Below are 25,747 nucleotides of genomic sequence, written 5' to 3' on the forward strand. Positions count from 1 at the left end.
CGCGCTGAAGCGCGCCTTCAGGCCCGCCCGAGCCAATGATTTCTTATGTTGTAGAGTAGACGGCCAGCGAGGTTCTGTTTCCAGACCTTTTCTGTCCGTCCCTCTCCGAACCTGGGCTTGCACCCTTTCGATGCACCCGGCTCTCCAGTTTCTTGTCGCTTCGTGGAGGTAGGCGGTGCGCATCTCGCGCACCGCTCCGTTCACGACAATACTCCCTGCTTCCCTTCCCCTTGTATCAAGCATTACCTTGATCATTTGAGTACTATGAAAGCTCCGTCGTCATAGGCTCGCACCCGTAGACGATCCCGCATTTGCGCATATCAAACGTTGAGTACGTGTAGGTGCCCCGTTCGTTTCCTTGAACCAGCTCATTGCTGGTCGTTCATCGGAGAGAGTCTTCCGCACTCGCCATCAATAAGTGCGTATTCCGATGACATCGCCACAGGTATGTTGCGATGAGCCAACGCTTAGACCACTGGAGACTAGGGTTCAGCCAATTCAGGTTTCACCATGCGTACAGGACTTGCGGTGCATCACAGTACATACCTTCCTGTTTAACCGCGTTCCCGACATGCTAATTTTCCCTTTGTGTTTCCACGCCAGGTAAGTTGGGCGCCCTTGAGGTTCTTACTCTCAACCTCATCTCCCTCTGGGAGAAATTTGATATGTACCGAAGCGGCGCACCAAAGCGGCGTTCACATCCCGGTCGATCACCAGTCCACAGATCTGGCACTGATAGGTGCGGTGTTTGAGCGGCATGCGTTTCTTGACCTGCCCGCAGCACGAACAGCGTTTGGTCGAAGGAAACCAGCGAGAGGCGATGAAGAGCTCTCCCCCTGCGGCGGCGACCTTGGTCTTCAAGAATTGCAATAGTTGCCCCATCGCGGCATCGGCAACGGCTCTGGCGAGCTTTCGATTGGTCATCATTCCCAGGATGTTGAGGTCTTCGATGCCAATGCCCCCACAGGTGCGCGCCAGTTCGGTCGTGAACTTGTGCTGCACATCTCGGCGAAGAGTGGCAATTTGCTGATGCTTGCGCGCTACCTTGAGCCGTTGCTTCTCGTAATTCTTGCTGAACACGGTTCGCTTGGTTTGAGGGTCTTTCGTCTTCTGTTTTTTACTGAGTTGGCGTTGCAGCTTGCCGAGTTTCTTGAGATGGAGCGCTAATGGCCTTTGGTTCTCAAGCCTGCGTCCATCGCTCACCACAGCAGCTTGCTTCAAGCCCACATCTACCCCCACCACTAGTTCGGGCGTTTTGGGGCACTCCCGTGTGATGTCTACTTGAATAGAGACGTACCAGTGGCCCGCTTCACAGCAGACCGTCGCCCCCAGGATCTTGACGCGTTCGCACACGACGTGCTTGCGCTTGTTGCGCTTCTTCGTGGGAGTGGTGGCTTTCCCCTTTTCGACGAAGCGCAGTTTTTCGGCGACGTTCACCGTTCCCAGTCTGCGTAAGAGCTTGCCTCGGTCCTTCTTCGTTTGGCGTTGATCGAGGATGAAGCGGCCCAAGCCAGGAATGGAGATCCAATGGGTCCCCAAGGTGAATTTATCGTTGGAGAGATAGAACGACTCGTGCGACTTCCCCTTTTTCTTGTACTGGGGGTAGTTCGCTCTCCCCGCGAAGAAGTTGTCGTAGGCGTTTTTGAGATCATCGAACGCCCCTTCCACCACACACTTCGTCACGTGATAGGTCCACGGATACTCCTGCTCCCGGATCTGGTTGAATTGCTTCTTGAGTGCGAGGGCATGTGGCGGTTTGAGCACGCGCTGCTCTTCAGGAACGATTTCCTGCTCAGCTTTATACGCCTGGTACTGCTTTTCCCACTGCTCCCGTCCCCAATTGTAGATGAACCGTCTCGTCCCACAGGCTCGTTTGAGATACTCCACTTGTTCAGGGGTCGGATGCATCCGGATTTTGTGCGCCGTTTTCATTGTTGAGTGCCTTCTCTCACGCTTTGCGGTACTGACGCCATCCGCACAAAGAACAACTCACCACAGTGACTGCTCCTCCCCGCCAGGAATGGGATGGAGGCTGGGTTGGCTGTCACGCTCCTTGCCCAAAGAACAGGTTCGGGTGACAGGTCCCCCAGACGTTGGGTCGATGGGCTCGCCCCCTCCGCCACATCGGGGCTTCGGAGACAGCGGTCTCCTCATTCGCCCAGTGATGGGTTCTCTCGTCCGACCCGAGCCCGCACCCGGACGCTGGTGGGAATGTCCGCCATCGACGAGAGCGACGCTCCTTCTGGTAAATTGGAACAAATGCACCAGAGAAGGTGAGAACTGTCAAGGGGAGTTTGGTTGGGGGAAAATCGATTTTCCCGACTGCGTCCCAAAAAGGAACGACTTGCGCGTCCCCTGGGGTTGAAACACCAGGGCTTTCCAGTCCAATTTCTGGAACCGTGTGGAATGTTTCACACACATTTGCACACTTTGTCAAGATCCAGTAAACATCTCCTTTCCAACGCATCTTGACCGCATCATTGCCCAAACAAGATGCTGTTTACGGAATTCGAGAGCAGCCTGAATGATCAAGGATCAACGTTTTTTCCCCCAAATCTTAATTGACAGACTGCCGCTGGCAATGAACCGACTATCGGGACTGATGGCAAGGCTGTAGACAGGACCTGCATGGCCCGGCAAGGTACGAATAGTTTCTTGAGAGCCGTAAAGATTCCATTCCTTGATGGTTTTGTCTTCGCTACTACTGATGACCGTTTGCCATGCAGGATGAAACGCGACTGAACGGACAGGCCCGGCGTGACCCGTGAAAGTGGAAATGAGCCTCCCCTCGTCGGCCCCCCACCATTTCAGGGTCCTATCTGCACTCCCACTCAGCAGCATCGTTGAGCTGATGGGAAATTGCCCGTCCTCCACCATGGTCAAAGACAACACTTTCCCACTGTGGCCTCTGAGAGTACGAAGGAGTTTTCGAGTGCGAGCGTGCCATAAGCGGATCACGCCGACCTCGTCTCCACTCGCAATGATCTGGTGATTGGGACTCATAGCAACGCTGTAAAGAGGGCTTGGATGGTCGATGAAGGGCAGCAGAAGCCGTCCAGTCTGCAGGTCCCAGAGTCTGACAGTCTGGTCGGTGCTCGCGCTGACAAGGGTTTGTCCGTCAGTGCTGAGCGCAAGAGAGCGCACTGCATTGCCATGGCCTTCAAGAGGGCGCAAGAGTTTCCCGCTCTGAGGATCCCAAAGTTTGATCGCGCTGTCCTGTCCACCACTGACCAGAAGCCCTCCGCTCGGACTCCAGGCGAGAGCGAACACGCCGCCGACATGACCCGTGAGGGTGTGCAGCAAGTGGCCGCGCGAAGGATCCCAAAGCTTGATGGAGCCATCGATACTGCCACTGGCAAGAATCTGCCCATCGGGACGGAAGGCAAGGCAACGCACCCAACTCGCATGCCCCTTGAGCGCCTGCACGACCGCATCTTCTTTCACTTCCTCCGTCAAGAGATCCGCGACCAGGGTTAAAAATGCTCTCAGATCCTCTTCGGAGGCGGATTGACCATGGATGTCACGAACGGGCTGGCTCGGATATGCGAGTTCTTGTCGAATGTCGGCAACGATGTGAGTCAATTGCTCCCGGCTCTCTCGGTTGCGGAACATGCTGGCAATACGCCGGGCATCTACCTGGGGCTTTTGAGAGAAGATCGTGCCGTATAAGACCAGGCTGAGAGATCCTCCCCATCTTTCGGTGAGCGATCGACCTGGGAGTTGGGCAAAGTGGCGATGACAGGTAGGACAGCGGTAGAAAGTGATCTTTGCGTCGGATTCGGGCAGTATTTCTAATGGGCAATGTCGGCAGGACAAGCAAGTAGCTTTTGACGTCACACAATCTCCTCCTCGAAGGAAGCGGAAGCGCTTCATGACCTTGCGTATTCACAGGTACATCATAGCATTTTCTATGCCTCGATGTGGCGGGCTACAGAGAACGTGGGGAGAAAGCCCCGTGCATCAATGACTGGAGCTTTCTCCCCACGTTCTCTGTAAATGTGGTGTGATCACAGCCCACACAAGTGATCTGCCTCTTCTCTAGACGCTATCCGTTGCCCATTGTCCATTCCATTGCGCCATACGACAGTGGCCAGAAGTCAGAGAAGACCTTCGGTGGTTCCGGCGAATCCATCATGCGCTGAGTGAAGAGGATACCGATCATGCCCTCCGCAGGAACAATGTATGCCGTCGTGCCTAAACCGCCAGTCCAGCCGAATCGGCCTGGAGTATGGAAGATATCGTTACGCCGAATGTCTACCGCCATGCCAACCCCCAACTGGAATGCGTCCCGAAAAAGATGCCCGGGCCTGCTCGCTGCTCAGGATGAGGTAATCTGAGGTCATCAACTCCACCGTGGCGCGGGAAAGCATTCGTTCACGACAGGGTCTTTATCTGAGCGAACATTCCACTATTTATACAATACAAAATTTTGGTAAATTCGCATCCGGGAAAGAGTCGGGAGCAGCATACAGCCTTCGTTCACGTACGCGATCATCGGGTTTGTAATATGTTCACTTGTATTGCTGGCTACTGCTTCTGTGATAGAGTGAGTCCTGTGTCATAGCACTAGGCATGCTTGTCTACTTAGAGAAAGCGACTCAACGTTTCTGGACTGATGATCTCATTGAGGGATGGTATGAACAAAACCAATAAAAGTGAAATCACACGACTGCTTGAGGAATACCAAAGGAATGCCCTTTAGGACATCATATCTGCACTTACTATGTTAGCACAGAAAATGCATTCAAGATTGGACATCAGGAAATGCACGACAGAAAGACAAAGCCAACACTGGAACAGATGCGAATACTGCTCCGATTTTCCTATGCAAACGTATGCAAGCACACGTTCACACCGAATTTCGTTGTTCCTGTTTCATCCGTAGGTGCCTCCGGGCCGAAGCCCTTTGGTCTTACCCCGCGTCCGCAGGCAAGTTTGCGTCTTCGTCCGAGCCAGTACCGGAGACGGCTTGATCCATGAGCCCGATCAAGCGAAGGGTTTCCCGTAACACATTCTGACCTGCGTTGTGATCTCGATCCTGCGAAAACTGATCATACGGGCAAGCAGGATTCTGACACACAAAGATGCGATCCTTGAGCGTCATCACTTCCCACGTCCAACCGCAGCAATGACAGGTCTTGACTTCCAGGAAAGAAACGGTCCACCTTGATCACCAGTCCCCCACGTTGCGCCACTTTTGCCTCGAGCAGACGCCTGAGGGTGCCCAGCGAGGCATCGGCCAACGAGCAAGCGAGACGGCGATTCTTGAGCAGTCCCTTGAGGTGGAGATCTTCCACCCCGATGATCCCGTAACTGTCGGCCAGCCTGGTTGTGAGCTTCTGAAGGACATCCTGGCGCAGGCAGGTGATACGATAATGCAGACGGGCGACCTGTTGGCGCGCTTTCTCTCGATTCTTTGAGCCCAGTTTTCGGCGGTGCAGCCGTTTGTTGGCCTGACGCAATTTCTTGAGGGCGGTTTTGAGGAAGGCTTGGTTTTCGACTTCCTCTCCTGTACTCAAGGTGGCCAGGCGGTTGAGCCCCACATCAATTCCCACGGCGGCTGGTTTGTTCACCGGGATGGGATCATGGATCTCGACCTGGATGGAAACAAACCGCCAATCCGCTGTTTTGGTGATGCGTGCCCCTTTCACGCGGCCCACAAACCGCAGCTTCTCCGCCAGATTGACCCATCCGAGCTTGGGGATCCACATTCGATGATCCCCCAACGCGAATTGATCGTTGGCAAGGTAAAAGGAGGGTTTGCTTGTTTTCTTGCTCTTGAACTGGGGACGGCGGGCACGCCCTTCAAAAAACGCGGTGAAGGCTTTTCCCAGATCGAGAAAGGGCTGATCTGAGGCATTCTTCGTCACCTCCCATGTCCAGGGAAATTGAGAGCGCCGGATCTCGTTGAATTGCTTCTTGAGTTTCAAGGCAGTGGGTTTTTCTCCGGCCTCATACTGCCGATTCCACTCGGCAAGCGCCCAATTCCACACGAACCGGCTCGTTCCTGCGGCTCTTGCAAAGTAATGGGCTTGCTCAGGTGTGGGATGGAGTCTGATCTTGTGGGTCTTGATCATCCTTGATATCCTTTCCCAGAGCTGCTGCTCGAATCAGGTTTCTGTGCGAACGCAGGCCGGGGAGCTGAGAGCTGAAGACGGTCACAATGGCCATCAAGTCCCGCACCAGTTCTTCTTCGGGGGAGAAGAGTTCGCCGTTCACCACCGTGATCTGGGTTCCATGCCGTTCACAAAACTGCTCAAACCAGTCATAGCCAAAGCGCACGAACCGATCCTCATAGCCGATAATGAGCCGAGCCACCTGTCCTAATTCAATGTGCTCGATCACCTGATTGAAGCCTTTGCGTTTGTAGTTGAGTGCAGAGCCAATGTCTTCGATCCACTGGTCCACGTTGATCCCATGTTCCAGGCAGTAGGCGCGCAGAGCTTCTTTTTGGAGAGCCAGGTCTTTTTTCTGTGAGGGGGAAGACACACGAGCATACGCGATCACCAATCCCTGCTCGGAGGAAATCAGCCCACGATACTGCAAGTATTGTTCATGTGTGTAGTAGCGCCGATTTGTCGGACTCCGAAACGCGGGTAAAATCCCCTTGCGATCCCATTTTTGCAAGGTATTGACCGATTTTCCAATCAGTTTTCCAAATTGTTTTGGTGAATATGTATGCTCCATACATACATTCTAACATGATTTCCCTACTTTTTCAATACTGCTGAAGACTCTATTGCCATGTTCTTTTTCCCTGGATTTTAAAAGGTCCAGACTTTAACATCGCTGAACGATGCCGATGCCAGGCTGGTCCAGTCTAGAACAATCAGAGCAATTTTACCACAAGTCAAGGAGCTATCACTGGCGCTAACCAGAAATTGCTGATTCGCATAGAAGTAGAAATTGCTCCCACGAGCAATGACAGTTACCACATTACTCACATTATAGCCAGTGTGAACGGCGGGTGATGAGGTGCGCGTATAAGGAATGAGATTTACACCGGATGCTAGAAGGTCATAAGCACCTTCAGGCTTGAGCGTAAACGTATATCCCTTGCGTTTGGTACCATTGTTACTTGCACGATAGGTTATACCACCACCCTCACCGCTAAAATTAGTGATCTGTACCTGAAAGGCCATATTGCAAAAGTTGGTATTATCGGCATAGCATGTTTTCACGGTCTTTGTTGTGGTAGAGGTGATATGGTATACACCTCCACTGAAAGCGCAATTCTCCGAGACAGTCCAGTTATTGTTATCCTGGGAGCTGAGCGGGTCCTGCCACGTGGGGCTGACGCTAGTGACGACATTATAGAGCTGATCTGGTCCTGCGCTGGCAATGGCTGCGGCTCTTGAAACTGGTGTGGGAGTAGCAGTGGGATGGCCCTGATTATTTTTCGTTGTACCACTTGTTGCTGTTGATTGCGCTGTTCCGCTAGCGCCTTCCATTTGCTGAGATCCAGTTCTACCTGGTGCAGATCGTGCGAACGCCGCCACTATTCCCCCGGTGACCAGCAAGATTACTAGCAACACACTCCCCAAGACAAGGAGTAACCGGTGGCGACGCGGATACTGCCGAGCGCTCTGCTTCAACGATGGCGACATTGACATACCCATTGATGCCTCAGCTGCCAATGGTTGCAATGGAGCCGCCGCTATTGTTGGTGGTGGCGGGGACAGCGGATGCATTGGAGTGGAAAAATCCCCCATGCTGGCGTAGCCCAGGCTCTCTTCGGGTAACTGAAAGTTGGCAATCGAAGCGTTCCATTGTTGCGCGAGCGAGCCGGTATTACTGGCACGCTGGGCTTGCTGTATACTCCCATTTGCTGAATCGAGCAGGGCATTGAGCGTATGAGCAAGCGCAACCAGCGCATTATCGCCGAGAAGAGGAGCTCGCCTCTCTCTCTGTCCAGCCATATACGCCTGGCAGACCTCAATCAGCTGCGCGTACTGCTTTTTTGTCGCGCGTTGCATAAAACTTATCAGAGCGATTTCAGCTCCAAAGACCGCAATAGCACAGGCAAAAAGCACAAATAAAAAGGGGCCGACATCTGTCTGATCGTTCTGCCTCATTCCTACCACACCTACAATAAAAATCGCGGTGACAGGCAGCATCGAAGCGAGAAGGAGTTCTATGCGCAGAATGCTTAATCTCATCTCTTTCCTCTCCATGAGTGAAAATCCCCAACATTAAACGGCTCATGGTCACTCTTGTTACTGGTGGCAGAGTCGAAACTGCGATCTCAGGCCACTGGCTCCATGACCCGTTTGAAAGGAGAGGTACGGGTCTGCCCCAGCGTTCTTCCTCGCAGCCAGCTCATGAGTTGAATGTCATTCATAGTGGCGGCAATGGCTACATGAGGTCTCTCCGTATTTCTCCCCATGCGCATGAAATTTTGAAAAAAGACAAGAGAATGCTCCTTGAGAGAGAATGAAGGTCCATCAAACATTCACCGACCAAGGAGCGAGCCCGATGAGCAGTATAACATAGTGTGAAGTTACATTGAACCAGATCTTGAGCGATTGACACTCCCCCAGCTAAAGCACGGGGGATTCTTCCTTCATCCAGGCGGCTTGCTGATTCCCATTGCTGAGAGGCAGTAGAGGCCCTCCTGTCCAGAAGCGTTTCATGCACTCAACGATGCATCAGTTCCCGTCTACCCGACGGTACTGAGCGTTTTTTGCAAAATGTTCACGGCGGCGTTGTGATCTCTGTCCAATACCACGCCACAACCGGTACAGATGTGTGTGCGCACGCTCAGGCTCTTCTTCACGCAGGTACCACAAGCGGAACAATTCTGACTCGTGAAGTGTGGCGGGACCGCAATCACAGGAATGTTGTGCAAGGCGGCGTAGTAGTTGACCCAGGAGAGGAAGCGACCCCACGCGGCATCGCTGATGCTTTTCGCGAGACGCCTGTTTCTCACCATGTTTGCGATGCGCAAGTCTTCAAAGGCAATCAGGTCGTGAGACGAGACAAGCGCGTTCGCTGCTTTGCGAGCGAAATCTTCACGCTGCCTTTGAACTTTTAAATGCGCTTTGGCGACGGATTGACGTGCTTTCTTGCGATTCTGACTCTTCTTCTGTTTCTTGGAGAGGCGGCGTTGCAAGCGTTTGAGGCGCTTTTCAGCCTTGCGATAGTGGCGGGGATTCTCGACGGTCGCGCCTTCAGAGTCGGTGTAGAACGTCTTCAAGCCAACATCAATGCCGACCAGTTTGCCCGTGGGGACATGCTCAATATGGCGCTCGGCCTGCACGGCAAACTGGCAATAATAGCCATCTGCGCGTCTGAGAATGCGTACCCGCTTGATCTGTTTGACGGGGAAGGTTTCAATGTCACGCGTGCCCACGAGACGGAGCCGACCAATGCCACAGCCATCGGTGAAGGTGATGTGCCTGCCATCGGGTTCTAACTTCCATCCGGTCGCTTTGTCCTCCACGCTCCGGTTATCATGCTGAAACTTGGGATAGCCTTTCTTGCCTGGCTTCTTCTGCTTACAGTTGTCATAGAAGCGGGAGATGGCAAACCATGCCCGATCAGCACTGGCTTGACGTGCCTGGGAATTGAGAGCGCGCGCAAAGGGGAACTCTTTGGCAAGGGCGGCACAGTAGCACTGCAAGTCATTCTTGCTGGCATGCTCATCCATCCACAAGCGTAGGCACTTGTTCCTGATGAACTGCACAACGCGGATCGCCTCATCAAGAGCGGCGTATTGTGCTTTGGTGCCATCCAGTTTGTATTCGTAGATCAGCACGTCCTTGCCTTGTCCTTTCCTGTTTGCTGTGGTAGTATTATACATCAGAATAAGATGTACTGCAAGAGAGGATACGCCATATGTCGCTCACCCGTACCAACATCTACTTAGATGACCAACAACGAGAACGGCTCAGGCAGAAGAGTGAAACAGACAACATCCCTGTTTCTGAAATTGTGAGAAGGGCAATTGACGCCTACCTCGCATGGAATGACCCAACGTACCAGCCCGCCCCTATCTACCCCCAAACAAGGAAGAGCCATTCATCCCCTGGATAAATCACAGGGGCTTTCTGGCTCGTTTTTTGTAAGCGAACACGCTGGCCAAAGAAGCCAGCTTTGTGAAACGCGAGCGCAAACTGGCGGGAGCTACGTTTGTGCAAGTTTTTTCTCCTGCTTAAAGAGATGGAACTTTTTTCGAGAAAAGCGCTTCTTACGAGATGAAAACTGTGCGATTCCCCCGATGGAACATAGCCTGAAAGGGGTGCGGCAAGTTTTTTTGCGTCGAGCTCATCCAGAGCAATGGAGAGACGGTACGATAGGAGAGGGCTGGTAAATTGAGCAAACTTCGACCGATTTTCAGGTGAAACGGGGGACGTCAATCACGGGAATCGGTGGTGATCATCCAAGGAAAGTTGCTCCCGATGTTTTTTTGCCATCACCATGGTGTACGTAGTCCACTGAGGTGCCAGAGAAGTGACCGCTGTTTGTCAATTCCAACAGTCTGCTGACGAGATCCGTAGAAATATCCTGGCGTTCGAGATAACTTATCCAGAGAATACTTCTGAAAGGGAAGTACAAGCGCAGCAGCAGGTTGTGTGGTACATCATACTTTTAAGCCAAATATTCATGTATACTCTTCTATATACGAAAGAGACATTTATGCATTTTGTACGCTTTCATGTGGTTTGATTTCGAATGCCAAAAGTTGTTCTGAGGATACAATGAGCACATTCAACCGATTTTCAGATACCGCTAGAGCTATACTGCATTCCGCACGAGAAGAGACCCAGACACTAGGTTTCCCCAGGATCGAGCCGGATCACCTCTGGCTCGGGTTACTGCACGCAAGCGATTGTTCTTTGGCTGAGATGTTGCTCAAGCTAGACATGGACATCAATATCCTCTATGAGGATTTGCGCGCTCGCTTAGCACAGAAGGAAAAGGCGTCGGTCGAAGGTGAGATTGTGTTGTCCAAGCGAAGCAAGGTCGTGGTTGGTCGCGCTGCTCGCCTGACTAGCTCTCCGCTTGGGCCAATCATCAACCCGGAACATCTCTTATTGGCGCTCTGGTACGAGGAGCAGAGCCTGGGAGCAAGGTTACTCCGTGAAGCGGGGATTACTCTTGAACTTCTCCAGGGACAGCTGGGCCTCGCCTCTTTTGATCTCGCATCCCTTCACCTCGAAGCACAAGAAGCTCCACCAGCGAGGCCGGATGCAGCTACTAGGCGTCGTATGCGCAGGCTGAACCGTGCCCGACTGTATTATATCCCTTTTACCTGGTTGACCTGTGTCATTGTCTTCCTCCTGCTGTTGATCCACTATTGTATTTCGTATGGAGACCTCATCGCTCATTCGCTCCTGATGCTCTTTGCTGCGGCGCCATTTGTGCTTGCTCAGCCGAGACCCGAATGGTTCCCCTGGCTGGCACTTGGCATTGGGTTCATTGGGTATGGTCTCAGGTATCTGTTGCGCTTGCCACTGCGCTGGATCTACGCTGTCTGGCTCCCCTGTCTCTATAAAAAGAGAGGGTGGAAGTCTCTCTTCGCTTTTTCACTACGCTGGTTTATAGCGTATAGTCTGGACCACGCCTCCAGCCTATGCCAATTCCTGATGTCGCTTGAGGTGGTCTATGCGCTCTTTATCCTCCTACCCACTGCCTGGTGGTTGGCGAGCACGCTCTACTTTGGCCTCTTGTACCTGGCACAAGCCTCTATTATGACGGTGCTAGACATATCCCTGTTTACCAGAGAGATCCCGATACCACAGGGGCCTCTGACAGCGTGCCTGGAGGGACTGCTTTAACGCACAGGCACGCATGTGGATGGTCTGTACATGAAGGAGTTGAAAGGTGCCAAACCTACGGGAGCAATCCTGGTGCCCAATGCGTACCTGACTCACTGGGGTCATCAAACACGTATCGTCCTTACTGATACTCTTCACCAAAAGTTTCCTCTCGACGAGCAAGAAGTTATTCTGGCACATGAACTTGGGCACCTGGTTCATCGCGATGTCCTGCATGACATTGGCTGGAGGACTCTTTTCATCGGCCTATGGTTATTTGCCTGTCAGCACTTGTTGTTTGCCTCTGGCTCGCCTACAATGCGTCTGCACTCCTTCGTGCTGAGTTTTACTCACCGAACGGTCATTTTGTTGCTTTTTTGCTATACGATTTTTATCGGTTTCTTCCTCCTGCGCCGCTGGTTACGGAGATGGAGTGAATATTGGGCGGACGAGTATGCCCTGCAAGTAACGCAGAATACAGACGCTTTTAAACGTTCGATACAGCGCATGGCACACCACAGCGTATTGCCGGTAAGCAACACAAGATGGAAGTTGTTGGTCTCAACGCACCCCATACTCAAGCAACGCCTGGAGCACGCGAATGCCTTTGCCCAACGCCAGGCGAGCAGCACAGCTCGCCTTTCGCAAGTGGATGTGTGATAGAACGAAGAATGGCGATGGTAGGCTTCTTTATTCATATCGTTTGACAGAAAAGGGCTTGAGCCCGCCGCAAGCTATGGGGCTTTAGCCCCAGTAGTTAGGCGTACGCGGCTTGAGCCCTTGCCTCTTGAGAGAGAAGAACCCGCCGCAAACCACGTAGCTTGTCGCCCCAGCAGTGAGGCTGGTTTGCCTTGGCTTCATCCTCTGCTGGCTTTCCTCGAAGAGGGTTAAACGCGTGTTCCATCTGTGCTATACTCTGCACGAGCCATATGAGGCAGATGCCTGTTTCGTTGGCACGAACAAGGGGAGCAGAACCCTCTCAACTCCTATTCAGCGGCAAGCGGGAACACCGCGAGGAAGAAAGGAAGAGGTGGATCCATGGCAGGGAAACCTTTCAGGAGTACCAAGACCATGAAGCAAGCTGTGCTCCTTCGCTCCAAGCAGGCGAACTGGTTTCACGCCACGCAGACCCTCTTCAATCAGGTAGCGTCCTTCTACTTCGAGGTCATCCAAGCCCACCCTCTGATCCTCGACCTCTCCAGCCAGGAGGCCTTGACGGCTCTGGAACGCCTTACCCATGCCACCAAACAGAACCCTCACCCGGTCATGCCGCTCTCCCAGATCGCGCAAGAGCTCCCGGCCATGTTCCGCCGTGCCACCATCCATGCGGCTTTAGGAGCTGCCCACGCCTTCACGATCAGCCTGGCCAAATGGCGTGCGCGCAAAGAGAAGGCCCAGGCAAAACAGAAGCGGTTTACTGAGCGTCCTCCGGTCCCTCCTCGCACCTGGAATCGCTCCGTCTCCTTCTACGCCGGAATGTGGAAGGGCCGCTCCCTGGGACAGCAGGCCAAGGGACCCCCTATCCAGGGGGCAAGACCAGACACAACTGAGGAGAGGGCTTGCCCCAAGATCCTGCTCAAGCTGTGGACGGGGCGCAGCTGGGTCTGGACCAAACTGCGCCTCTCAGGCCCTCCCCTGCCCCAGGGCTGCACGCCGCAGGAAGCAGGCAGCCCCCAGTTGGTGCGCAAGGGTGGGCGCTGGTGGTTGCACACCCCACTGCAACGCGAGATCGAGCGTCCACAAAAAGCGCAGACGCAACTCAGCGAGCAGAAAGGCACGCGGCTGTGCGCCGTGGACCTCAACATTGATACCCACCTGGCAGTCTGTACGATCCAAACCGTCGAAGGCACGGTGGTGGCGACCCGCTTCATCAGAGGCGGGAAGCGACTCCACGGCCTTAGGAAAAGACAGCTTGGACGCATTGCCCGCAACCGACGAGCCACAGGCATCATTGCGGAGGGGGAACAGGACAATGTGCAGCGGTGGGCGAAGGTGCGCGCCCTCGATGAGGACACCGCGCACCAGGTGAGCCATCGCATCGTGGCCTTTGCCCAGGCCCACGGCGCCTCCATCCTCGTCTTCGAGCACCTGGGGCACTTCAAGCCAGTGAAGGGCAGCTTCAGCCGTCGAGGCAACGAGAAGCGCTCGTACTGGCTGCGCGGACGCATCTTCCGCTATACACGCTACAAAGCCTTCCACCAGGGGATCATCACCTGTCGGGTGAACCCGCGCAACACGAGCCGGGAGCATGCCGACTGCGGAGGGGCGATCGCTCGCTATGCCTATGGGCAACCCACAGAGGGCTATACGCCAGGAGCACCCCTCATGTATTGCCCCAGCTGTGATGCGAGGGACCATGCCGATCGCAATGCCTCCCGCGTCATCGGCAAACGACTCCTGGCTCGCTTTGGATCCTACCAGTGTCACAAGGAAAAGCCTCACGCTCCTCTGCAGGCAGAGAGGTCCGCGAAAGCGGGAGGTGGGCACGGCTCCCAAGCCGCCCAATGCGCAGGAGAACCATCCATTCTTGGCGCAGGGCATGGAGCCGTGGTCGCGCAGGGCACCGCGCAGAAGAAGACGTGAGGGATGGCAAGCGTCTCTTTGGGTATTGCTCACCCACTACGATCCTCGCCGAGTCGTCCCCACGGGACATCCACTCAGAGGATCGCGTACGTAGCAGTGCCACAAGAAGCCGCGCGGTTTTAACCGCCGGCGGAGTGTCACAGAAGGTAGACCTTTCATAGGGGCAGGAATGGTAGACTCTTCGGCAGACGGTAGACTTTTCACATATGCGGAGATAGTAGACTTTTTGCGAGAATGGTAGACTCTTCGAGAAGACTGAGATGACCAATGACATATTGGTTCTTCTCTCCTTGAAAGGATACATTGGGAAAGTATTGTTATTGATGACACGAATAGTGCAATGCACAAAGAGAAGCCCTAACTGAACGAGAACAATCCTTCGTTGAAGCGAGATATGGGATTGTCAGTGGGGAGCCACATACGCTAGAACAGGTCGCTCAGACATTTTCGCTCTCACGCGAACGCATACGCCAGGTAGTAGAGCGTTCTTTGCACAAAATAAAACACAAAGGAAAAAGAGAATTAGCGCAAGGAAAGACACCATCGAACAGGCTGGTTTTGATCCTTCACGCTACCACGTTGCCTGGTCAGGCGATCAACCGATTGGTGGTGCGCTATGTAGTGCAGGTCCAGTAGGTTGGGTCAATACCCTGGCCGTTGCCCGTGAATGGCGAGGCAGAGGGGTTGGCCTGGCACTTCTGCAACATGCCTTTGGCGAATTTGCTCGCCGTGGTTTGCGGCGAGCCAGTCTTTCTGTCGATGCGCAAAATCTCACTGGCGCGACAAGGCTCTATCAACGTGTTGGCATGCGTAAAACACGCGAATATCTTTTCCTGCAAAAGGAGTTGCGCGCTGGGATGCCACTACCTGCAAATTGACACTCCCCCGCTTAAAAACCCTGATTCTTCCTTCGAAAATGGGAAAAGGATCGTTGGGAAAAGGGGCACAAACCTCCTGTGCTCTTCATATTGATGAGGAGTACAGGAGGACATCTCTGGTGAGATGAAAAGAAAGATCGCAGTTAGGCACTCACCTCCTTAGGTGTTAAGACCACTTCATAGCCTAAAACATCAAGTCGCCGTATTGCTTGTTTCTTTGCCCTCTCTCCATCTAACGCATCCAAGTAGGTTGGCCCTAAGTCCTGATACGGCTTTTTCTTTTTGAGAACATGATAAACAATCACTGCAAGACTATGTGAGGTAGCTACAGCGGCTTTGGGCTTGATCATTCGACGCGCAAAGCGATGATGTTGGGTGGAAAGATAATTGCCTTTCATCCGGCTCAGGCACCAACACACCTCGGCTAAAGCTGCTCTCAGAAAGACGTTGCCTTTTGTTGCATGTCCGCTCAGCCGTTTGCCTGCACTTTCTTTGTTGCCAGGGCACACGCCAATCCAGGAGGCGAAGTGCTTGTCGGAAGGAAAGGCACTCAGGTCGATGCCTACCTCAGACAAGATGGTGAGCGCACTTAGCAATTGGAGGCCCGGAATACTCATCAACAAGTCGAGTGCTTCTTTGAATGGGTACATTCTCGCTTCAATTTCTTCAAGCAGGTGTTCCATCTGCTGTTCCAGAAAATCAATGTGGGCAACTATCTCTTTGAGTAAGAGACGATGATGTGCCTCGACTCGTCCTTCCAAAGCCTCTTGCAATTGTGGGAGTTTTATTCGTAATTTGCCTACCGCAAGCTCGGTGAGGACGTGAGGGTCATCTTCACCTTCAATCAATGCCTCAATCATCTGCCGCCCGCTTTTTCCTAAGACATTGGTCGCCACCGATGCAAGTTTGATGTTCGCTGTCTCCAACACTTTCTGTAAACGATTGATCTCCTCTGTGCGCATATAGACCAAGCTTTTTCGATAGCGCATGAGATCCCGCACGTCGCGAAAAGGCTTCGGGGGAATGAAACTGGCCTTGAGCAATCCATGGCGCAAGAGATCAGCAATCCATTCACTATCCTTCACATCAGTTTTCCGACCAGGAACCGACTTTATATGATGAGCGTTCACAAGGATGATCGTGTGTTCATCTTCTAAAAGATTGTAAAGAGGACGCCAGAAGATGCCGGTACTTTCCATGGCGATATGGCTCACGTGTTGCGCATCGATCCAATCTCGTAATGCCACAATCTCTGCGGTGGTGGTCCCAAAAGTTCTCACGGTCTTCTGCACCCGACCGTTTGGTGGCGTGAGCATGATACAGGCAACAACGGTGTTCTTATGGACATCTAAACCACAACAGCGTTCATAGAGCACTTCCATCGCTTCTTCCTTTCTCTCATCTGAACTGATCATCGTGTGTACAGAGAACGATGAGGAGTGAACATGAACAAACAAGTTTCCTTCACGTGCTCCTTTTTACAAAGGGCAACACACTTCTCTTCTGGAGACACTCAGGTCAGCTTACCCATCGGGCTCGATGGCACCAGTGAATCTTGACCTTGACTCACCGCTCTCACTGCTATTGTAGCCCATTTTCATTCACTTCTCTGGCAGAGAGGTCATAGCGCTTACCCACATTTTACAAAGTGAGCTTGAGCGCTGGGAGCTTCCATTGAAAAGGAAAACCCATCAACGGCGTCTCCAAGCTCACTTTGTAAAATGTGGGTAAAAGACAGCGCTTTAGCCGTGGGGAGTCGTCACGTATAATATCTACCGCTTGCTTATCACTTGAAACACCGGGTGCCGTAGGGCTTCGCGCTCAAAGTCTTGCAGCGGGGATTCGGGAGTCACGTCGAAGTAGCCCTCAGTGATGGGGCCACCTGTGCCGATACAGCTTTTCAGGATAGGGGCCGCCTCCGCTGGCGCTAGTTCAACCACGCTAATGGCCTCGGGACGCCGACCACGCGTGAGTGTTGCCTCCTTTGCCGCGCGCAGATTGCGCACCCAATCCACCAGGCCGAAGGTCGCTACCAGGTAGCGCTGCCCGTTCCGCTCCACAACCGCTACTGGGGTCGTGCGCGGCTGCCCGCTCTTGCGACCCCGCACGGTGAGCAGGTGAATTGGCCCCGCTTTGATTCCAGCGCGAACGAGGGTCGTCGCCAGGGCATTTCCCGCTTGCCTTATAAATGTGTGTCGATATGTCTTTGCCATGTACTTATCCTTTACCCTTCAAGAATAGTGCGAACTTTGTATTCGTGTGCATCTGGCGTCGCGATCTGGCGCAATTCGATCAACAGGGACGTATCCGCCTTCTCAAACACCTTTGCCGTGGCAACCTGAAACGCCTCATGGCTGCTATATTGGGCGTAATTCACCACGCGGGTACCATCGACGCTCATGTGGAAGTTGGCCGAAAGAAAGCCAGGCACCTCCTTGCGGATCATCTTCGCAATCTCAACCAGCAATTCCAGTCCTCGCTGCTGGTTCTCCGGCTCGAACATGAAGGTATTGATTGTGGTCACGACATCATTGTTTTCTGAGATAGTTGTCATAGCTGTCTTCCCTTTCCTCAAGTACTCTCTCACGATCTGGTTGTATGACCAACCAAATTCGCGCATAAAAAAACGCTACTTCTCCGGTGCAGGTTCTACAACAAGCAAGTGCTGGACAAGCTCATAGGCCGCCGTGAGGTCGAGACCGGGCTGTGCCAGTTGTTGCAGGGCCAGGCCATCAGTACAAGCATGGAACACCGACGCGATAGCCCGTGCTCGCACCTCATCGATACCTGTCTGCTCTTGAATCGTCTGCGCGATTCCCTGCCGTCCCTTCGCCAGCATCTCGCCTATCGCGGGCAGGAAGTCAGGATTGCGCAACCCGAGGGCATAGAGTTCGTAGCGCAACCTGTACCACGCCGTATGACTGCGACTGACCGTGGCAACCGCGAGCATTGCCACCTCCGCGAATGGGCGCTCGACTGACAACTTCTGAAATTCCTGCATCAACTGTTGATTAAAGCGCGTACCAGCTTCATAGATCACGGCCAGTAGCAGTTCGTCCTTAGAGGCGAAGTAATAATGGAACAGACCGGGCGAGACATCGGCTAGGCGTGCAATCTCTTTGACCGTCGTGGCCTCGATGCCATTCTCTGAAAGCAGAGTATAGCCAGCGTCGATCAGACGCTCACGGTTGTCTCGCTGGTGTGTCCAGGTTTTCTTCGGTTTCTTTGCTATTTGGTCGTCCATACAAATATGATAGCGCGATAAACAGTCCCTTGTCAAGCGTGCTTTCACGCTTGACAAGGGCAAAACACAGGTGGTTTTGTCTCTCAAAAGGCCGGCATTGCTCTCAAGGCGAGAACGAGATGGTCGTCAGACGGCTTTCCTTGCATGAAGTCGCTGAGACGTCTCAAAGGTCGTCGTCTGATAGCTGATACCGTTACGTCTGATGGCGAAGAGGATTCTGACCCACACATTGGCCAGGGTGAGCCTTTCCCGATTTGGTAGATTCCCTAAAGCTGAGCTATACTCTACCAAATCGGGGAAGGCTCATACTGTAGAGTATGCAAACACCAATTACAGAGCCAATAGACACATCGAAGCAATTTTGCCCTAATCCAATATCTGCTTATCCGAAAACCTCCCCCTTCTTCGCGCAGGTGGCACGTCCTGTCGGAGGCAAACCAGACGCTTTGGTGGGCCTCCGGGGGTGGCCTTCCATGCTCAACTGGAGGGCCGCTGCCGAGGGCAGAGGAAGCGCCTTCTACGCGGGTTTTTCGAGTAAGTTCTAAATGTTAGCGCATTTAGCGCTCGAACTTCCAGATGGTGGTACCGTCATTGCGATCCTCCAGCCTCACATCCAGTTCTTTGAGCTGAGAGCGAATGCGGTCGGCCAGCGCGAACTGGCGCGCAGCCTTGAGTTCGCGGCGCACATCAATAAGCAGAGCGATGAATGGCTCGCTATCCTGTGAGCGTTTCTGCGGAATCTCCTTCATGCGCAGTCCGAGCACACCACCCAGTTCAGCCAACGTTTCGCGTGCCTCCTCAAGCGCTTTCCCGCTCGCATTGGCGCTGCGCCCTTTGAAGATCTCGGACGAAAGCTCGAAGAGGCTGGCCAGCGCCACCGAAGTATTAAAATCATCGTCCATCGCATCCTCAAACGTGTGATGTGCGGTGCGGGTGGCCTCTTCTAATGTGGCCGTAGCGGTGGGATCACCCGCCTCAGATGCCGGATCGGGCCACTTCTCTTCAAGCTCGAAGGCCCTTTTGAGACGTTCGAGCTGACGCAGGGCAATATCGAAGCTCTCATCAGTATACGTCAATTGCTTGCGATAATGGGAACCCAGCACAAATATGCGCAGCATATCGGGATCGCCCATAGCGAGCAGCTTATCTACCGTCAGCGCATTGCCCAACGACTTGGACATTTTCTCTACCTGATAGCTGCCTGTTTCTTCGTTCCAGACTCTGGCCAGCATCATGCCATTGTGCATCCAGTAACGCACAAATGGACGTTTTCCGGTGAGCGCCTCGCTTTGCGCGATCTCGTTCTCGTGGTGCGGGAAGATCAGATCGGTGCCACCACCATGTATATCAATCTGCGCGCCCAGGTGGTGCAGCGACATAACTGAGCATTCGATATGCCAGCCCGGTCTCCCTGGACCCCAGGGACTTGGCCAGCTCGGCTCCTCCGGCTTGGCTGCCTTCCAGAGCGCGAAATCGAGCACATTTTCTTTCTCTTCATCCTTCTCCACGCGCGCTCCTGCCCGTAACTCATCCAGGCTCTGGTGCTTAAGTTCGCCATATTCGGGCTTGCGGGAAACGCGGTAGTAGACATCGCCCTTCAACTCGTACGCATAGCCTTTGGCGATCAGAATCTGGATCGCGTCGATAATCCCATCGGCCTCCTCCGTTACGCGCGGATAATGCGTAGCGCGCTTCACATTGAGGGCATCCATCCAATCGAGATACTCGCGGATATAGCGCTCGGTCAGGGCACGCCAATCGACGTGCTGGGCGAGGGAGCGCTGAATGATCTTATCATCAATATCGGTGAAATTGACAACGTGCTTGACCTGATAACCCCTGTACTCCAGGTAGCGGCGGGTAATATCAAACGTCAGCGCGCTCATGGCGTGACCGATGTGGCTGCTGGCGTAGACCGTCACGCCGCAGACATACATCCTGACCAGCCCCGGTTGGAGGGTAACGAAATCTTCTTTCCGATGTGTCAGTGTATTATAGACTTTTAATGACATAGGCGTATCTCCTCCGCGTGGGCGGGTAAGAGTATCTTCTTCGTGCTTTGCTGACGTATTCTGTCTATGCAACGACATGAGCATATCTCCTCTGCAATAGGTAGCGTTTATATATGTCAACAGGTGTGAAAGAGGCGGTAGCTCAGACAAGAGACGTGCAAGGAGACAGCGATTATCAGGTGGCTGTTGGGGAGCACGGTGATACGTTCACAGAGAGCTGAGCTACTTCTGGCCCTCTCTGTGAACGTATATACAGGAGCAATAATGCATGCTGTGGCTCATGTTCTTCTCCGACATCCTCAAATTTGTGGTTTCTTCTGGCTACAGAATACCATATCTCGAAAAGGCGGCATATCGGTGGGAGCGGGCCCGACGGCGGCTTGGGCCAAAGGGGCTTTTACGATCGATCCATCTGCGCTTTGCGAGCCCCAGCCGATCCCAGCCAGTTCGTCGTACTCCGTCAAGCCAGCTTGCCACAATCGCTGGAAGAAGCCTTGTTCTTCCCACCAGCGAAAGCGGTCATAGACCATGGCAGAAAACATCTGCCGATCATCGGCGGCTGGTCGCCCTCCTTTGGGATGGGCTGGGCGAGCCGGGATCAAGGGCTTCACGCGTTCCCAGGGAGCATCGCTGACTTTCCAGGGATAGGTTCGTGCCATCGATGTTGACCTCTTTGATTTTTGTCGTCATTGTATCATAGGTTTTCGGATAAGCTCTATGTTCTGCAAGAGGCAAAATGGGCGAGGGAACGATTGCATCTGAAGTTTTGCCGCTCTCATGTATTTGTCCGGGAAATACCAACAGAAGTGCGTGCTGGTCAGGTGCATCTCTCCGTTTCACTCACACCCGTGTTTATCACTCGATAAGTTACAGCATACCCCAAGAGGAATATTCCTTTACAAGAATATTCCTCTTGGGGTATAATTTGGGTATGAAAACACTGTGGACTGCTCTGACGGAGCCAAATCGCTTACACATTATTGAACTGTTGCGCGATGGCCCCCTGACGGTAGGGGAAATCACGGATCGGCTGGGATTGCAGCAGCCGCAAGTGTCGAAGCATCTCAAGGTTTTGAGCGAGGCAGGCATCGTTGAGGTACAGCCGCAGGCCAACCGACGGATTTATCGGCTGAGGCGTGAGCCATTCCAGGAACTGGAATCCTGGCTTTACTCCTTTCGTCACCTCTGGGAAGAACGCTTCGACCGCCTGGATGACTACCTCCTGGAAATACAAGGCACCGAGCAACGGACAAGTAATCGAATTGAGGAAAACGATGTTTGAGTATCACTCTCTGAGTTCCCGTGCTGGCGAGCAAGAATTTACCGTAGAACGGCAATTTGCTGCCCCCCGCGCACTAGTGTTTCAGGTATTCACCCAGCCTGAGCATCTCAAGCGTTGGTGGGCACCTCAGCCCTACACCGTGCCCACCTGCACCATCGACCTACGACCGGGGGGCATCTGGCACTACGCGATGCGTTCGCCAGAGGGGCAGGAGCACTGGTCGCGTAGCGTGTACAGCGAAATCATCCCGCCGGAGAAGCTGGTCTACACCTCGACCTTTGCCGACGAACATGCTAACCCAATTGAAGGCATTCCTGAACATCTGACCACTATCATTTTCACTGAAGAGGGTGGGAAAACGAGAGTGACTGCGCATGTTCAGTTCGAGAATGTCGAGGCTCTCAAAGTCGCTCTCGATATGGGAATGCAGCAGGGAATGAACATGACCTGGGATTACCTGGTCGAGTATGTGCAAACAATACAAGCAAAGTAAAGGAGAAGGTCCATGTTCACAGCCATCGCGCAGCATACCGTTACGTCCAAAGACGGCACCACTATCGCGTACTCTCAGATTGGTCAAGGGCCGGCTCTCATCCTGGTAGATGGAGCGCTCTGCTACCGGCAATTCGGGCCGTCCCAGGACCTGGCGGCGAAGCTGGCTCCTCATTTCACCGTCATCACCTATGACCGCCGGGGGCGTGGTGAAAGCGGTGATACTCAGCCATATGCGGTTGAACGCGAAGTCGAGGATCTTGCCGCCCTCATTGAGGCCGTAGGTGGAACAGCGTATGTGGCCGGGCAATCCTCAGGGGCAGCGCTTGCCATGGAAGCGGCGAATCAGCTACCAGGGATCACAAAACTGGCTCTGTATGAGGCGCCATTTGTTGTCGATGAGACAGGCAAACCGGTAACGCAGGCATTCTTAGCCAGGCTCAAAGAGGCGGTCGCGCAGAACCAGCGCTCGAAAGCGGTCAAAATGTTCATGAAACAGGTCGGAACGCCCGGTTTTATGCTTGCCATTATGCCGCTCTTCCCTATGTGGTCGAAATTGACCGCTGTGGCGCATACCTTGCCGTACGACATCAGCATCATTGTCGCTTACGGGTCGGGCAAACCATTACCGCCTACGCTGGGGTCCAATATCAACGCCCCAATCCTGGTCATGGATGGGGGAAAAAGTCCGACATGGATGCGACATGCAATGCACGCACTGGCCCAGACGCTCCCTAATGCGAACTACCGCACCCTGGAAGGGCAAACCCACATGGTCAAGGCAGAAGCCCTTGTTCCCGTCCTGATCGAGTTCTTGACCGCCTGATATCTCTAAACCGCCTGATATCTCTAAGAAGAACTGAGAAAGGAAGCTCACGCGTGCAATTTCGTGCACAAATAGAACGACACGGGAAGACAGCAACAGGTATTCAGGTCCCACCCGATATCGTTGAGAGCCTCAAGTCGGGCAAGCGCCCACCGGTTCGCGTCACGATCAACAACTACACCTACCGCAGCACAGTTGCCCCCATGGGGGGCAAGTTCCTGCTTCCCGTCAGCGCCGAGAACCGTGAACAGGCTGGTGTGAAGGCTGGCGACGAGGTGGATGTAGAGATCGCATTGGATACCGAGCCGCGCGAGGTGGCAATACCCCTCGATTTCAAGGAAGCCCTTGACGTCCACGCAGATGCCGGGCGCATCTTCGACGGACTATCAAAAAGCGCGAAGCAACGCATCATACTCTCCATCGAAGGAGCCAAAACCGCCGAGACAAGGCAGCGGCGCATCACTAAGGCCATCAGCGAATTACGCGAGGGATGAGCCTGGCGCAGACATTCATACAGCGATTGTGATCTGCCAAGCAAGCTCTTACTCGCCCACCACTCCACTCGAGTGAGAACATGTCAGTATCCCAAACAGAGAGACGCCCTCGGGAACGATTTTAGACGTTCCCGAGGGCGTCTCTCGTCTCGCTTGCAAGCGAGGCTCCATACAGCTTTCGTGGTGGAACTCCGCTCAGAGTGTGTTAGCGAATTGCAGCTTCATGCTCAGAGCAAACGACATCTCCATCTCGATACCGAACAGCATTATTCCACAAACAGTATTAATTATAGGAGGGGAGATTGCGGTTCTTGTGGGCAATTCCCCCTTATGCTACAATTCAATCCATAGGCTCTTTTCGATAGAGTTTCGCTCTTTATTTTCCGCAGAAACGTTCCTCTCTTTATCTACAAAGGGGTGATCCATGGCACTCTTTGACCAGCGTGGGCAGCACGTACATACGCAGTACAATGCCCAGCAGATGAATTTTGGCGCAGTACAAACGACTCAGGACCTGATAGTGGAACTGGAGAAATTAAAAGCCGGGCTCCTCAAAGCAAAGGAAGACGGGCAACTGGATAAAAAAAGCTACAACGGTAATCTTTCCTTGCTGAGTTTTTGTTCAAGAGCTGCAAGGTAGCGTTCAGGAGACTTGCGGAAGCGACATTGCATCTGTCGGGCCTCATGGCGGTGGTTCAATTCGCTGCGCAAGGTGCGCCAGCGGGTAAGATCAGTCGGACATAGTTCTGCCCCAGAAAAGGTATGCAAACGGGAAGCGACGGAGGCAACCACTCGAACCGCCCCACGAACAACGACACCTGGTGACGCCTGTTTTCGCCCGGTTGTGCGTCGTTCATGATAGCGCGCCGAGCCGAAATACTGCTCTAACTCATTGTTGGTACGTGGCAGGTCAGCCTGATCGTAGCAATGAAACAGGCCAGGCCAATAGCTGGCGGTCACTTTGCGAAAGGTAGAGAGCATTGTGATGAGGGGCTCAGAGGGTGTCGATATGCGCTCCATTTCGGTCAAGAGCGTTTCGTACGTCTGGCGCACCTGAGCTGCCGACAGTTCGTCGCTGTTGGAGAGAGTATGCGCAGCGCGATGCACCCAAGCATATCCTTGCTTCACATCTGACCACAAGGCCGCGGTTTCGGTCAGCCCTTTCGCCAGAAAAATCTGCATGCGTTCTAGCTCACGCGGCAAGCCCCTTTTTCAGAGACCCGCGTGAGCGAGGCAGCAATGGCAGTAATCCGTTCATGGAGCTTGAGCCCTGGGGCCGCTAAGGGTGATCTGCCATCATCGGTTAAGGCACTGCGGACCGCCAGGCAATAGCCACGAATGGCTTCAGCCTCTACGTCATTCCGCTTTTCGACGGCACGCTCAATCGGACGGACTCCGCGAAGGTGCTTTTTCAGTTCTTTCTTGGCATGCCGATCCGCTTCATAGATCGGCTTAGCTGCCTCGCGGAGATAATGGAAGTGACACAACTGATGTGGCACGTCAGGTAACGCCGTTTGAACCGCATTGCGGATGGAGTGTTGCCCATCCGAGATCACTCCACAAATAGAGATGCCGTCAATCACCTCCTGCACCTCACGCAGCAGATCTGCCAGTTCTGCCTCACGGGCGCTCAGTAGGCTTCGAGCAAGGAGGACTTCGCCAGAAAGACAGTCACGCACGACCCACAGAACTTCGTGGCCCACATCTGGTTGTAACCCGTCAAGCGCAAGAGCCACCTGGCCCTGTTCTTTGAAGCGTTCCCGTAATCGGCGCCGGTCGGAAAGATGGAGCGTCACCAATTCCTCATAGCGCTGGAGTAAATAGGTCACCGTTCGTTCAGCAATGGGAACGCCTCGATCACGAAGCGCTTGATGGATTTCAGGAATGCTCCGGTGAGCAGTATAGCGCAATGATCCCACCAGGGCAATCACATCGAGGCCGAACTCTCCATGTGGTAAGGCCCATTTTCCCTCCTCCTCTGGCCGGTAAGGCCGATGATACCACGCGCACGCTGGATTGCGGTACGCCACCGCTATCGGATAGCCACAGCAACTGCAAGAGGTATGCAGGCACGTGAGCTCCTGCTCCATCGTCGCAGGAGCTCGGCATGCTTTTCTTGCCATCAAACACGCCCTTTCTCGACATTGGGGCGGTGCCATGCCTGACCTGTGTTCAAA

22 protein-coding genes and 3 pseudogenes are annotated in these 25,747 nt (G+C 53.6%); 11 read left to right on the plus strand and 14 right to left on the minus strand.

Going from position 1 to position 25,747, the window contains the following annotated elements; genetic code table 11:
- Positions 1-639 precede the first annotated feature (639 nt).
- The 6 genes and pseudogenes from JMJ04_RS22670 to JMJ04_RS22695 all read right to left on the minus strand — a co-directional run bounded on the left by JMJ04_RS22670 (position 640) and on the right by JMJ04_RS22695 (position 9,757).
- Positions 640-1,932 carry an RNA-guided endonuclease InsQ/TnpB family protein gene (locus tag JMJ04_RS22670; RefSeq protein ID WP_201372742.1) on the minus strand — a complete coding sequence of 431 codons (1,293 nt, stop codon included), beginning with the start codon at positions 1,930-1,932 and terminating at the stop codon, positions 640-642.
- Positions 1,933-2,535: 603 nt separating this feature from the next.
- Positions 2,536-3,837: a WD40 repeat domain-containing protein gene (locus tag JMJ04_RS22675; RefSeq protein WP_201372743.1), complete on the minus strand. Its 1,302-nt coding sequence runs from the start codon at positions 3,835-3,837 to the stop codon at positions 2,536-2,538.
- A gap of 1,075 nt (positions 3,838-4,912) precedes the next feature.
- A pseudogene (locus JMJ04_RS22680) lies at positions 4,913-6,077 on the minus strand (RNA-guided endonuclease InsQ/TnpB family protein).
- On the minus strand, positions 6,037-6,687 hold the full coding sequence (locus JMJ04_RS22685) for an IS607 family transposase (RefSeq protein ID WP_201372744.1): 651 nt from the start codon (positions 6,685-6,687) through the stop codon (positions 6,037-6,039). Before JMJ04_RS22685 ends, JMJ04_RS22680 begins: the two are co-directional and overlap by 41 nt.
- 77 nt (positions 6,688-6,764) lie before the next feature.
- A complete protein-coding gene (locus JMJ04_RS22690) occupies positions 6,765-8,159 on the minus strand; it encodes a hypothetical protein (RefSeq protein WP_201372745.1) in 1,395 nt (464 codons plus the stop codon).
- A gap of 500 nt (positions 8,160-8,659) precedes the next feature.
- On the minus strand, positions 8,660-9,757 hold the full coding sequence (locus tag JMJ04_RS22695; protein ID WP_201372746.1) for an RNA-guided endonuclease InsQ/TnpB family protein: 1,098 nt from the start codon (positions 9,755-9,757) through the stop codon (positions 8,660-8,662).
- 80 nt (positions 9,758-9,837) lie between these two features.
- Here JMJ04_RS22695 and JMJ04_RS22700 point away from each other — a divergent pair, with 80 nt between their 5' ends.
- Entirely contained in the window at positions 9,838-10,035 is a 198-nt protein-coding gene (locus JMJ04_RS22700) for a ribbon-helix-helix domain-containing protein (RefSeq protein ID WP_201372747.1), read from the plus strand.
- On the opposite strand, the gene JMJ04_RS22705 is transcribed toward JMJ04_RS22700, so the two are convergent.
- Entirely contained in the window at positions 9,996-10,139 is a 144-nt protein-coding gene (locus JMJ04_RS22705) for a hypothetical protein (protein ID WP_201374536.1), read from the minus strand. The two genes, JMJ04_RS22700 and JMJ04_RS22705, sit on opposite strands and share 40 nt — an antisense overlap.
- A gap of 561 nt (positions 10,140-10,700) precedes the next feature.
- Here JMJ04_RS22705 and JMJ04_RS22710 point away from each other — a divergent pair.
- The 5 genes from JMJ04_RS22710 (at position 10,701) to JMJ04_RS48795 (ending at position 15,220) form a co-directional block, all read left to right on the plus strand.
- Positions 10,701-11,780, plus strand: coding sequence for a Clp protease N-terminal domain-containing protein (locus tag JMJ04_RS22710; protein WP_201372748.1), 1,080 nt, complete (start codon positions 10,701-10,703; stop codon positions 11,778-11,780).
- Between the two features lie 30 nt (positions 11,781-11,810).
- A complete protein-coding gene (locus JMJ04_RS22715; RefSeq protein ID WP_201372749.1) occupies positions 11,811-12,419 on the plus strand; it encodes a M48 family metallopeptidase in 609 nt (202 codons plus the stop codon).
- 411 nt (positions 12,420-12,830) lie between these two features.
- The gene (locus JMJ04_RS22720; protein ID WP_201372750.1) at positions 12,831-14,342 is read left to right on the plus strand and encodes a zinc ribbon domain-containing protein; all 1,512 of its coding nucleotides are present in this window, start codon (positions 12,831-12,833) and stop codon (positions 14,340-14,342) included.
- Between the two features lie 399 nt (positions 14,343-14,741).
- On the plus strand, positions 14,742-14,978 hold the full coding sequence (locus JMJ04_RS48790) for a sigma factor-like helix-turn-helix DNA-binding protein (RefSeq protein ID WP_201374466.1): 237 nt from the start codon (positions 14,742-14,744) through the stop codon (positions 14,976-14,978).
- Positions 14,885-15,220 carry a GNAT family N-acetyltransferase gene (locus tag JMJ04_RS48795; RefSeq protein ID WP_420799521.1) on the plus strand — a complete coding sequence of 112 codons (336 nt, stop codon included), beginning with the start codon at positions 14,885-14,887 and terminating at the stop codon, positions 15,218-15,220. Before JMJ04_RS48790 ends, JMJ04_RS48795 begins: the two co-directional genes overlap by 94 nt.
- Positions 15,221-15,363: 143 nt before the next feature.
- Here JMJ04_RS48795 and JMJ04_RS22735 read toward each other — a convergent pair whose 3' ends face one another.
- From JMJ04_RS22735 to JMJ04_RS22760, 6 genes and pseudogenes are all read right to left on the minus strand, one after another.
- Positions 15,364-16,602, minus strand: a complete 1,239-nt coding sequence (locus JMJ04_RS22735) for an IS110 family RNA-guided transposase (RefSeq protein ID WP_476630025.1) — start codon at positions 16,600-16,602, stop codon at positions 15,364-15,366.
- Positions 16,603-16,992: 390 nt separating this feature from the next.
- Positions 16,993-17,433 carry a nitroreductase family deazaflavin-dependent oxidoreductase gene (locus JMJ04_RS22740; RefSeq protein ID WP_201372752.1) on the minus strand — a complete coding sequence of 147 codons (441 nt, stop codon included), beginning with the start codon at positions 17,431-17,433 and terminating at the stop codon, positions 16,993-16,995.
- A gap of 11 nt (positions 17,434-17,444) precedes the next feature.
- Complete coding sequence (locus JMJ04_RS22745; RefSeq protein WP_201372753.1) at positions 17,445-17,774, minus strand: antibiotic biosynthesis monooxygenase; 330 nt, start codon at positions 17,772-17,774, stop codon at positions 17,445-17,447.
- 75 nt (positions 17,775-17,849) lie between these two features.
- On the minus strand, positions 17,850-18,464 hold the full coding sequence (locus tag JMJ04_RS22750; protein ID WP_201372754.1) for a TetR/AcrR family transcriptional regulator: 615 nt from the start codon (positions 18,462-18,464) through the stop codon (positions 17,850-17,852).
- A gap of 557 nt (positions 18,465-19,021) precedes the next feature.
- Positions 19,022-20,554: a cysteine--tRNA ligase gene (cysS, locus tag JMJ04_RS22755; RefSeq protein WP_201372755.1), complete on the minus strand. Its 1,533-nt coding sequence runs from the start codon at positions 20,552-20,554 to the stop codon at positions 19,022-19,024.
- A 275-nt stretch (positions 20,555-20,829) separates the two neighbouring features.
- Positions 20,830-21,135 (minus strand): annotated as a pseudogene (locus tag JMJ04_RS22760) (transposase); the annotation flags it as partial.
- A 272-nt stretch (positions 21,136-21,407) separates the two neighbouring features.
- On the opposite strand from JMJ04_RS22760, the gene JMJ04_RS22765 reads away from it, so the two are divergent.
- The 5 genes from JMJ04_RS22765 to JMJ04_RS22785 all read left to right on the plus strand — a co-directional run bounded on the left by JMJ04_RS22765 (position 21,408) and on the right by JMJ04_RS22785 (position 24,210).
- Positions 21,408-21,758, plus strand: coding sequence for an ArsR/SmtB family transcription factor (locus JMJ04_RS22765; RefSeq protein WP_201372757.1), 351 nt, complete (start codon positions 21,408-21,410; stop codon positions 21,756-21,758).
- Positions 21,751-22,251, plus strand: a complete 501-nt coding sequence (locus JMJ04_RS22770) for an SRPBCC domain-containing protein (protein ID WP_201372758.1) — start codon at positions 21,751-21,753, stop codon at positions 22,249-22,251. The genes JMJ04_RS22765 and JMJ04_RS22770 overlap by 8 nt, the downstream gene beginning before the upstream one ends.
- A 12-nt stretch (positions 22,252-22,263) precedes the next feature.
- Positions 22,264-23,076 (plus strand): alpha/beta fold hydrolase, encoded by an 813-nt coding sequence (locus JMJ04_RS22775; protein ID WP_201372759.1) that lies wholly within the window; start codon positions 22,264-22,266, stop codon positions 23,074-23,076.
- A 53-nt stretch (positions 23,077-23,129) separates the two neighbouring features.
- On the plus strand, positions 23,130-23,570 hold the full coding sequence (locus JMJ04_RS22780; RefSeq protein WP_201372760.1) for a YdeI/OmpD-associated family protein: 441 nt from the start codon (positions 23,130-23,132) through the stop codon (positions 23,568-23,570).
- A gap of 424 nt (positions 23,571-23,994) precedes the next feature.
- The gene (locus tag JMJ04_RS22785) at positions 23,995-24,210 is read left to right on the plus strand and encodes a hypothetical protein (protein ID WP_201372761.1); all 216 of its coding nucleotides are present in this window, start codon (positions 23,995-23,997) and stop codon (positions 24,208-24,210) included.
- On the opposite strand, the pseudogene JMJ04_RS46725 reads toward JMJ04_RS22785, so the two are convergent.
- Positions 24,159-25,660: pseudogene (locus JMJ04_RS46725) on the minus strand (transposase). The gene JMJ04_RS22785 and the pseudogene JMJ04_RS46725 overlap by 52 nt on opposite strands.
- Between the last annotated feature and the right edge of the window lie 87 nt (positions 25,661-25,747).

Origin of the sequence: Ktedonobacter robiniae (assembly GCF_016587375.1) — a bacterium.
Lineage (GTDB): Bacteria > Chloroflexota > Ktedonobacteria > Ktedonobacterales > Ktedonobacteraceae > Ktedonobacter > Ktedonobacter robiniae.

Coding starts and splice junctions, on each gene's coding strand:
- JMJ04_RS22670 (WP_201372742.1), bottom strand. CDS start 1,932: ATGAAAACGGCGCACAAAATCCGGATGCATCCGACCCCTGAACAAGTG.
- JMJ04_RS22685 (WP_201372744.1), bottom strand. CDS start 6,687: ATGGAGCATACATATTCACCAAAACAATTTGGAAAACTGATTGGAAAA.
- JMJ04_RS22690 (WP_201372745.1), bottom strand. CDS start 8,159: ATGAGATTAAGCATTCTGCGCATAGAACTCCTTCTCGCTTCGATGCTG.
- JMJ04_RS22700 (WP_201372747.1), top strand. CDS start 9,838: ATGTCGCTCACCCGTACCAACATCTACTTAGATGACCAACAACGAGAA.
- JMJ04_RS22710 (WP_201372748.1), top strand. CDS start 10,701: ATGAGCACATTCAACCGATTTTCAGATACCGCTAGAGCTATACTGCAT.
- JMJ04_RS22715 (WP_201372749.1), top strand. CDS start 11,811: ATGAAGGAGTTGAAAGGTGCCAAACCTACGGGAGCAATCCTGGTGCCC.
- JMJ04_RS22720 (WP_201372750.1), top strand. CDS start 12,831: ATGAAGCAAGCTGTGCTCCTTCGCTCCAAGCAGGCGAACTGGTTTCAC.
- JMJ04_RS22735 (WP_476630025.1), bottom strand. CDS start 16,602: ATGGAAGTGCTCTATGAACGCTGTTGTGGTTTAGATGTCCATAAGAAC.
- JMJ04_RS22740 (WP_201372752.1), bottom strand. CDS start 17,433: ATGGCAAAGACATATCGACACACATTTATAAGGCAAGCGGGAAATGCC.
- JMJ04_RS22745 (WP_201372753.1), bottom strand. CDS start 17,774: ATGACAACTATCTCAGAAAACAATGATGTCGTGACCACAATCAATACC.
- JMJ04_RS22750 (WP_201372754.1), bottom strand. CDS start 18,464: ATGGACGACCAAATAGCAAAGAAACCGAAGAAAACCTGGACACACCAG.
- cysS (WP_201372755.1), bottom strand. CDS start 20,554: ATGTCGTTGCATAGACAGAATACGTCAGCAAAGCACGAAGAAGATACT.
- JMJ04_RS22765 (WP_201372757.1), top strand. CDS start 21,408: ATGAAAACACTGTGGACTGCTCTGACGGAGCCAAATCGCTTACACATT.
- JMJ04_RS22770 (WP_201372758.1), top strand. CDS start 21,751: ATGTTTGAGTATCACTCTCTGAGTTCCCGTGCTGGCGAGCAAGAATTT.
- JMJ04_RS22775 (WP_201372759.1), top strand. CDS start 22,264: ATGTTCACAGCCATCGCGCAGCATACCGTTACGTCCAAAGACGGCACC.
- JMJ04_RS22785 (WP_201372761.1), top strand. CDS start 23,995: ATGGCACTCTTTGACCAGCGTGGGCAGCACGTACATACGCAGTACAAT.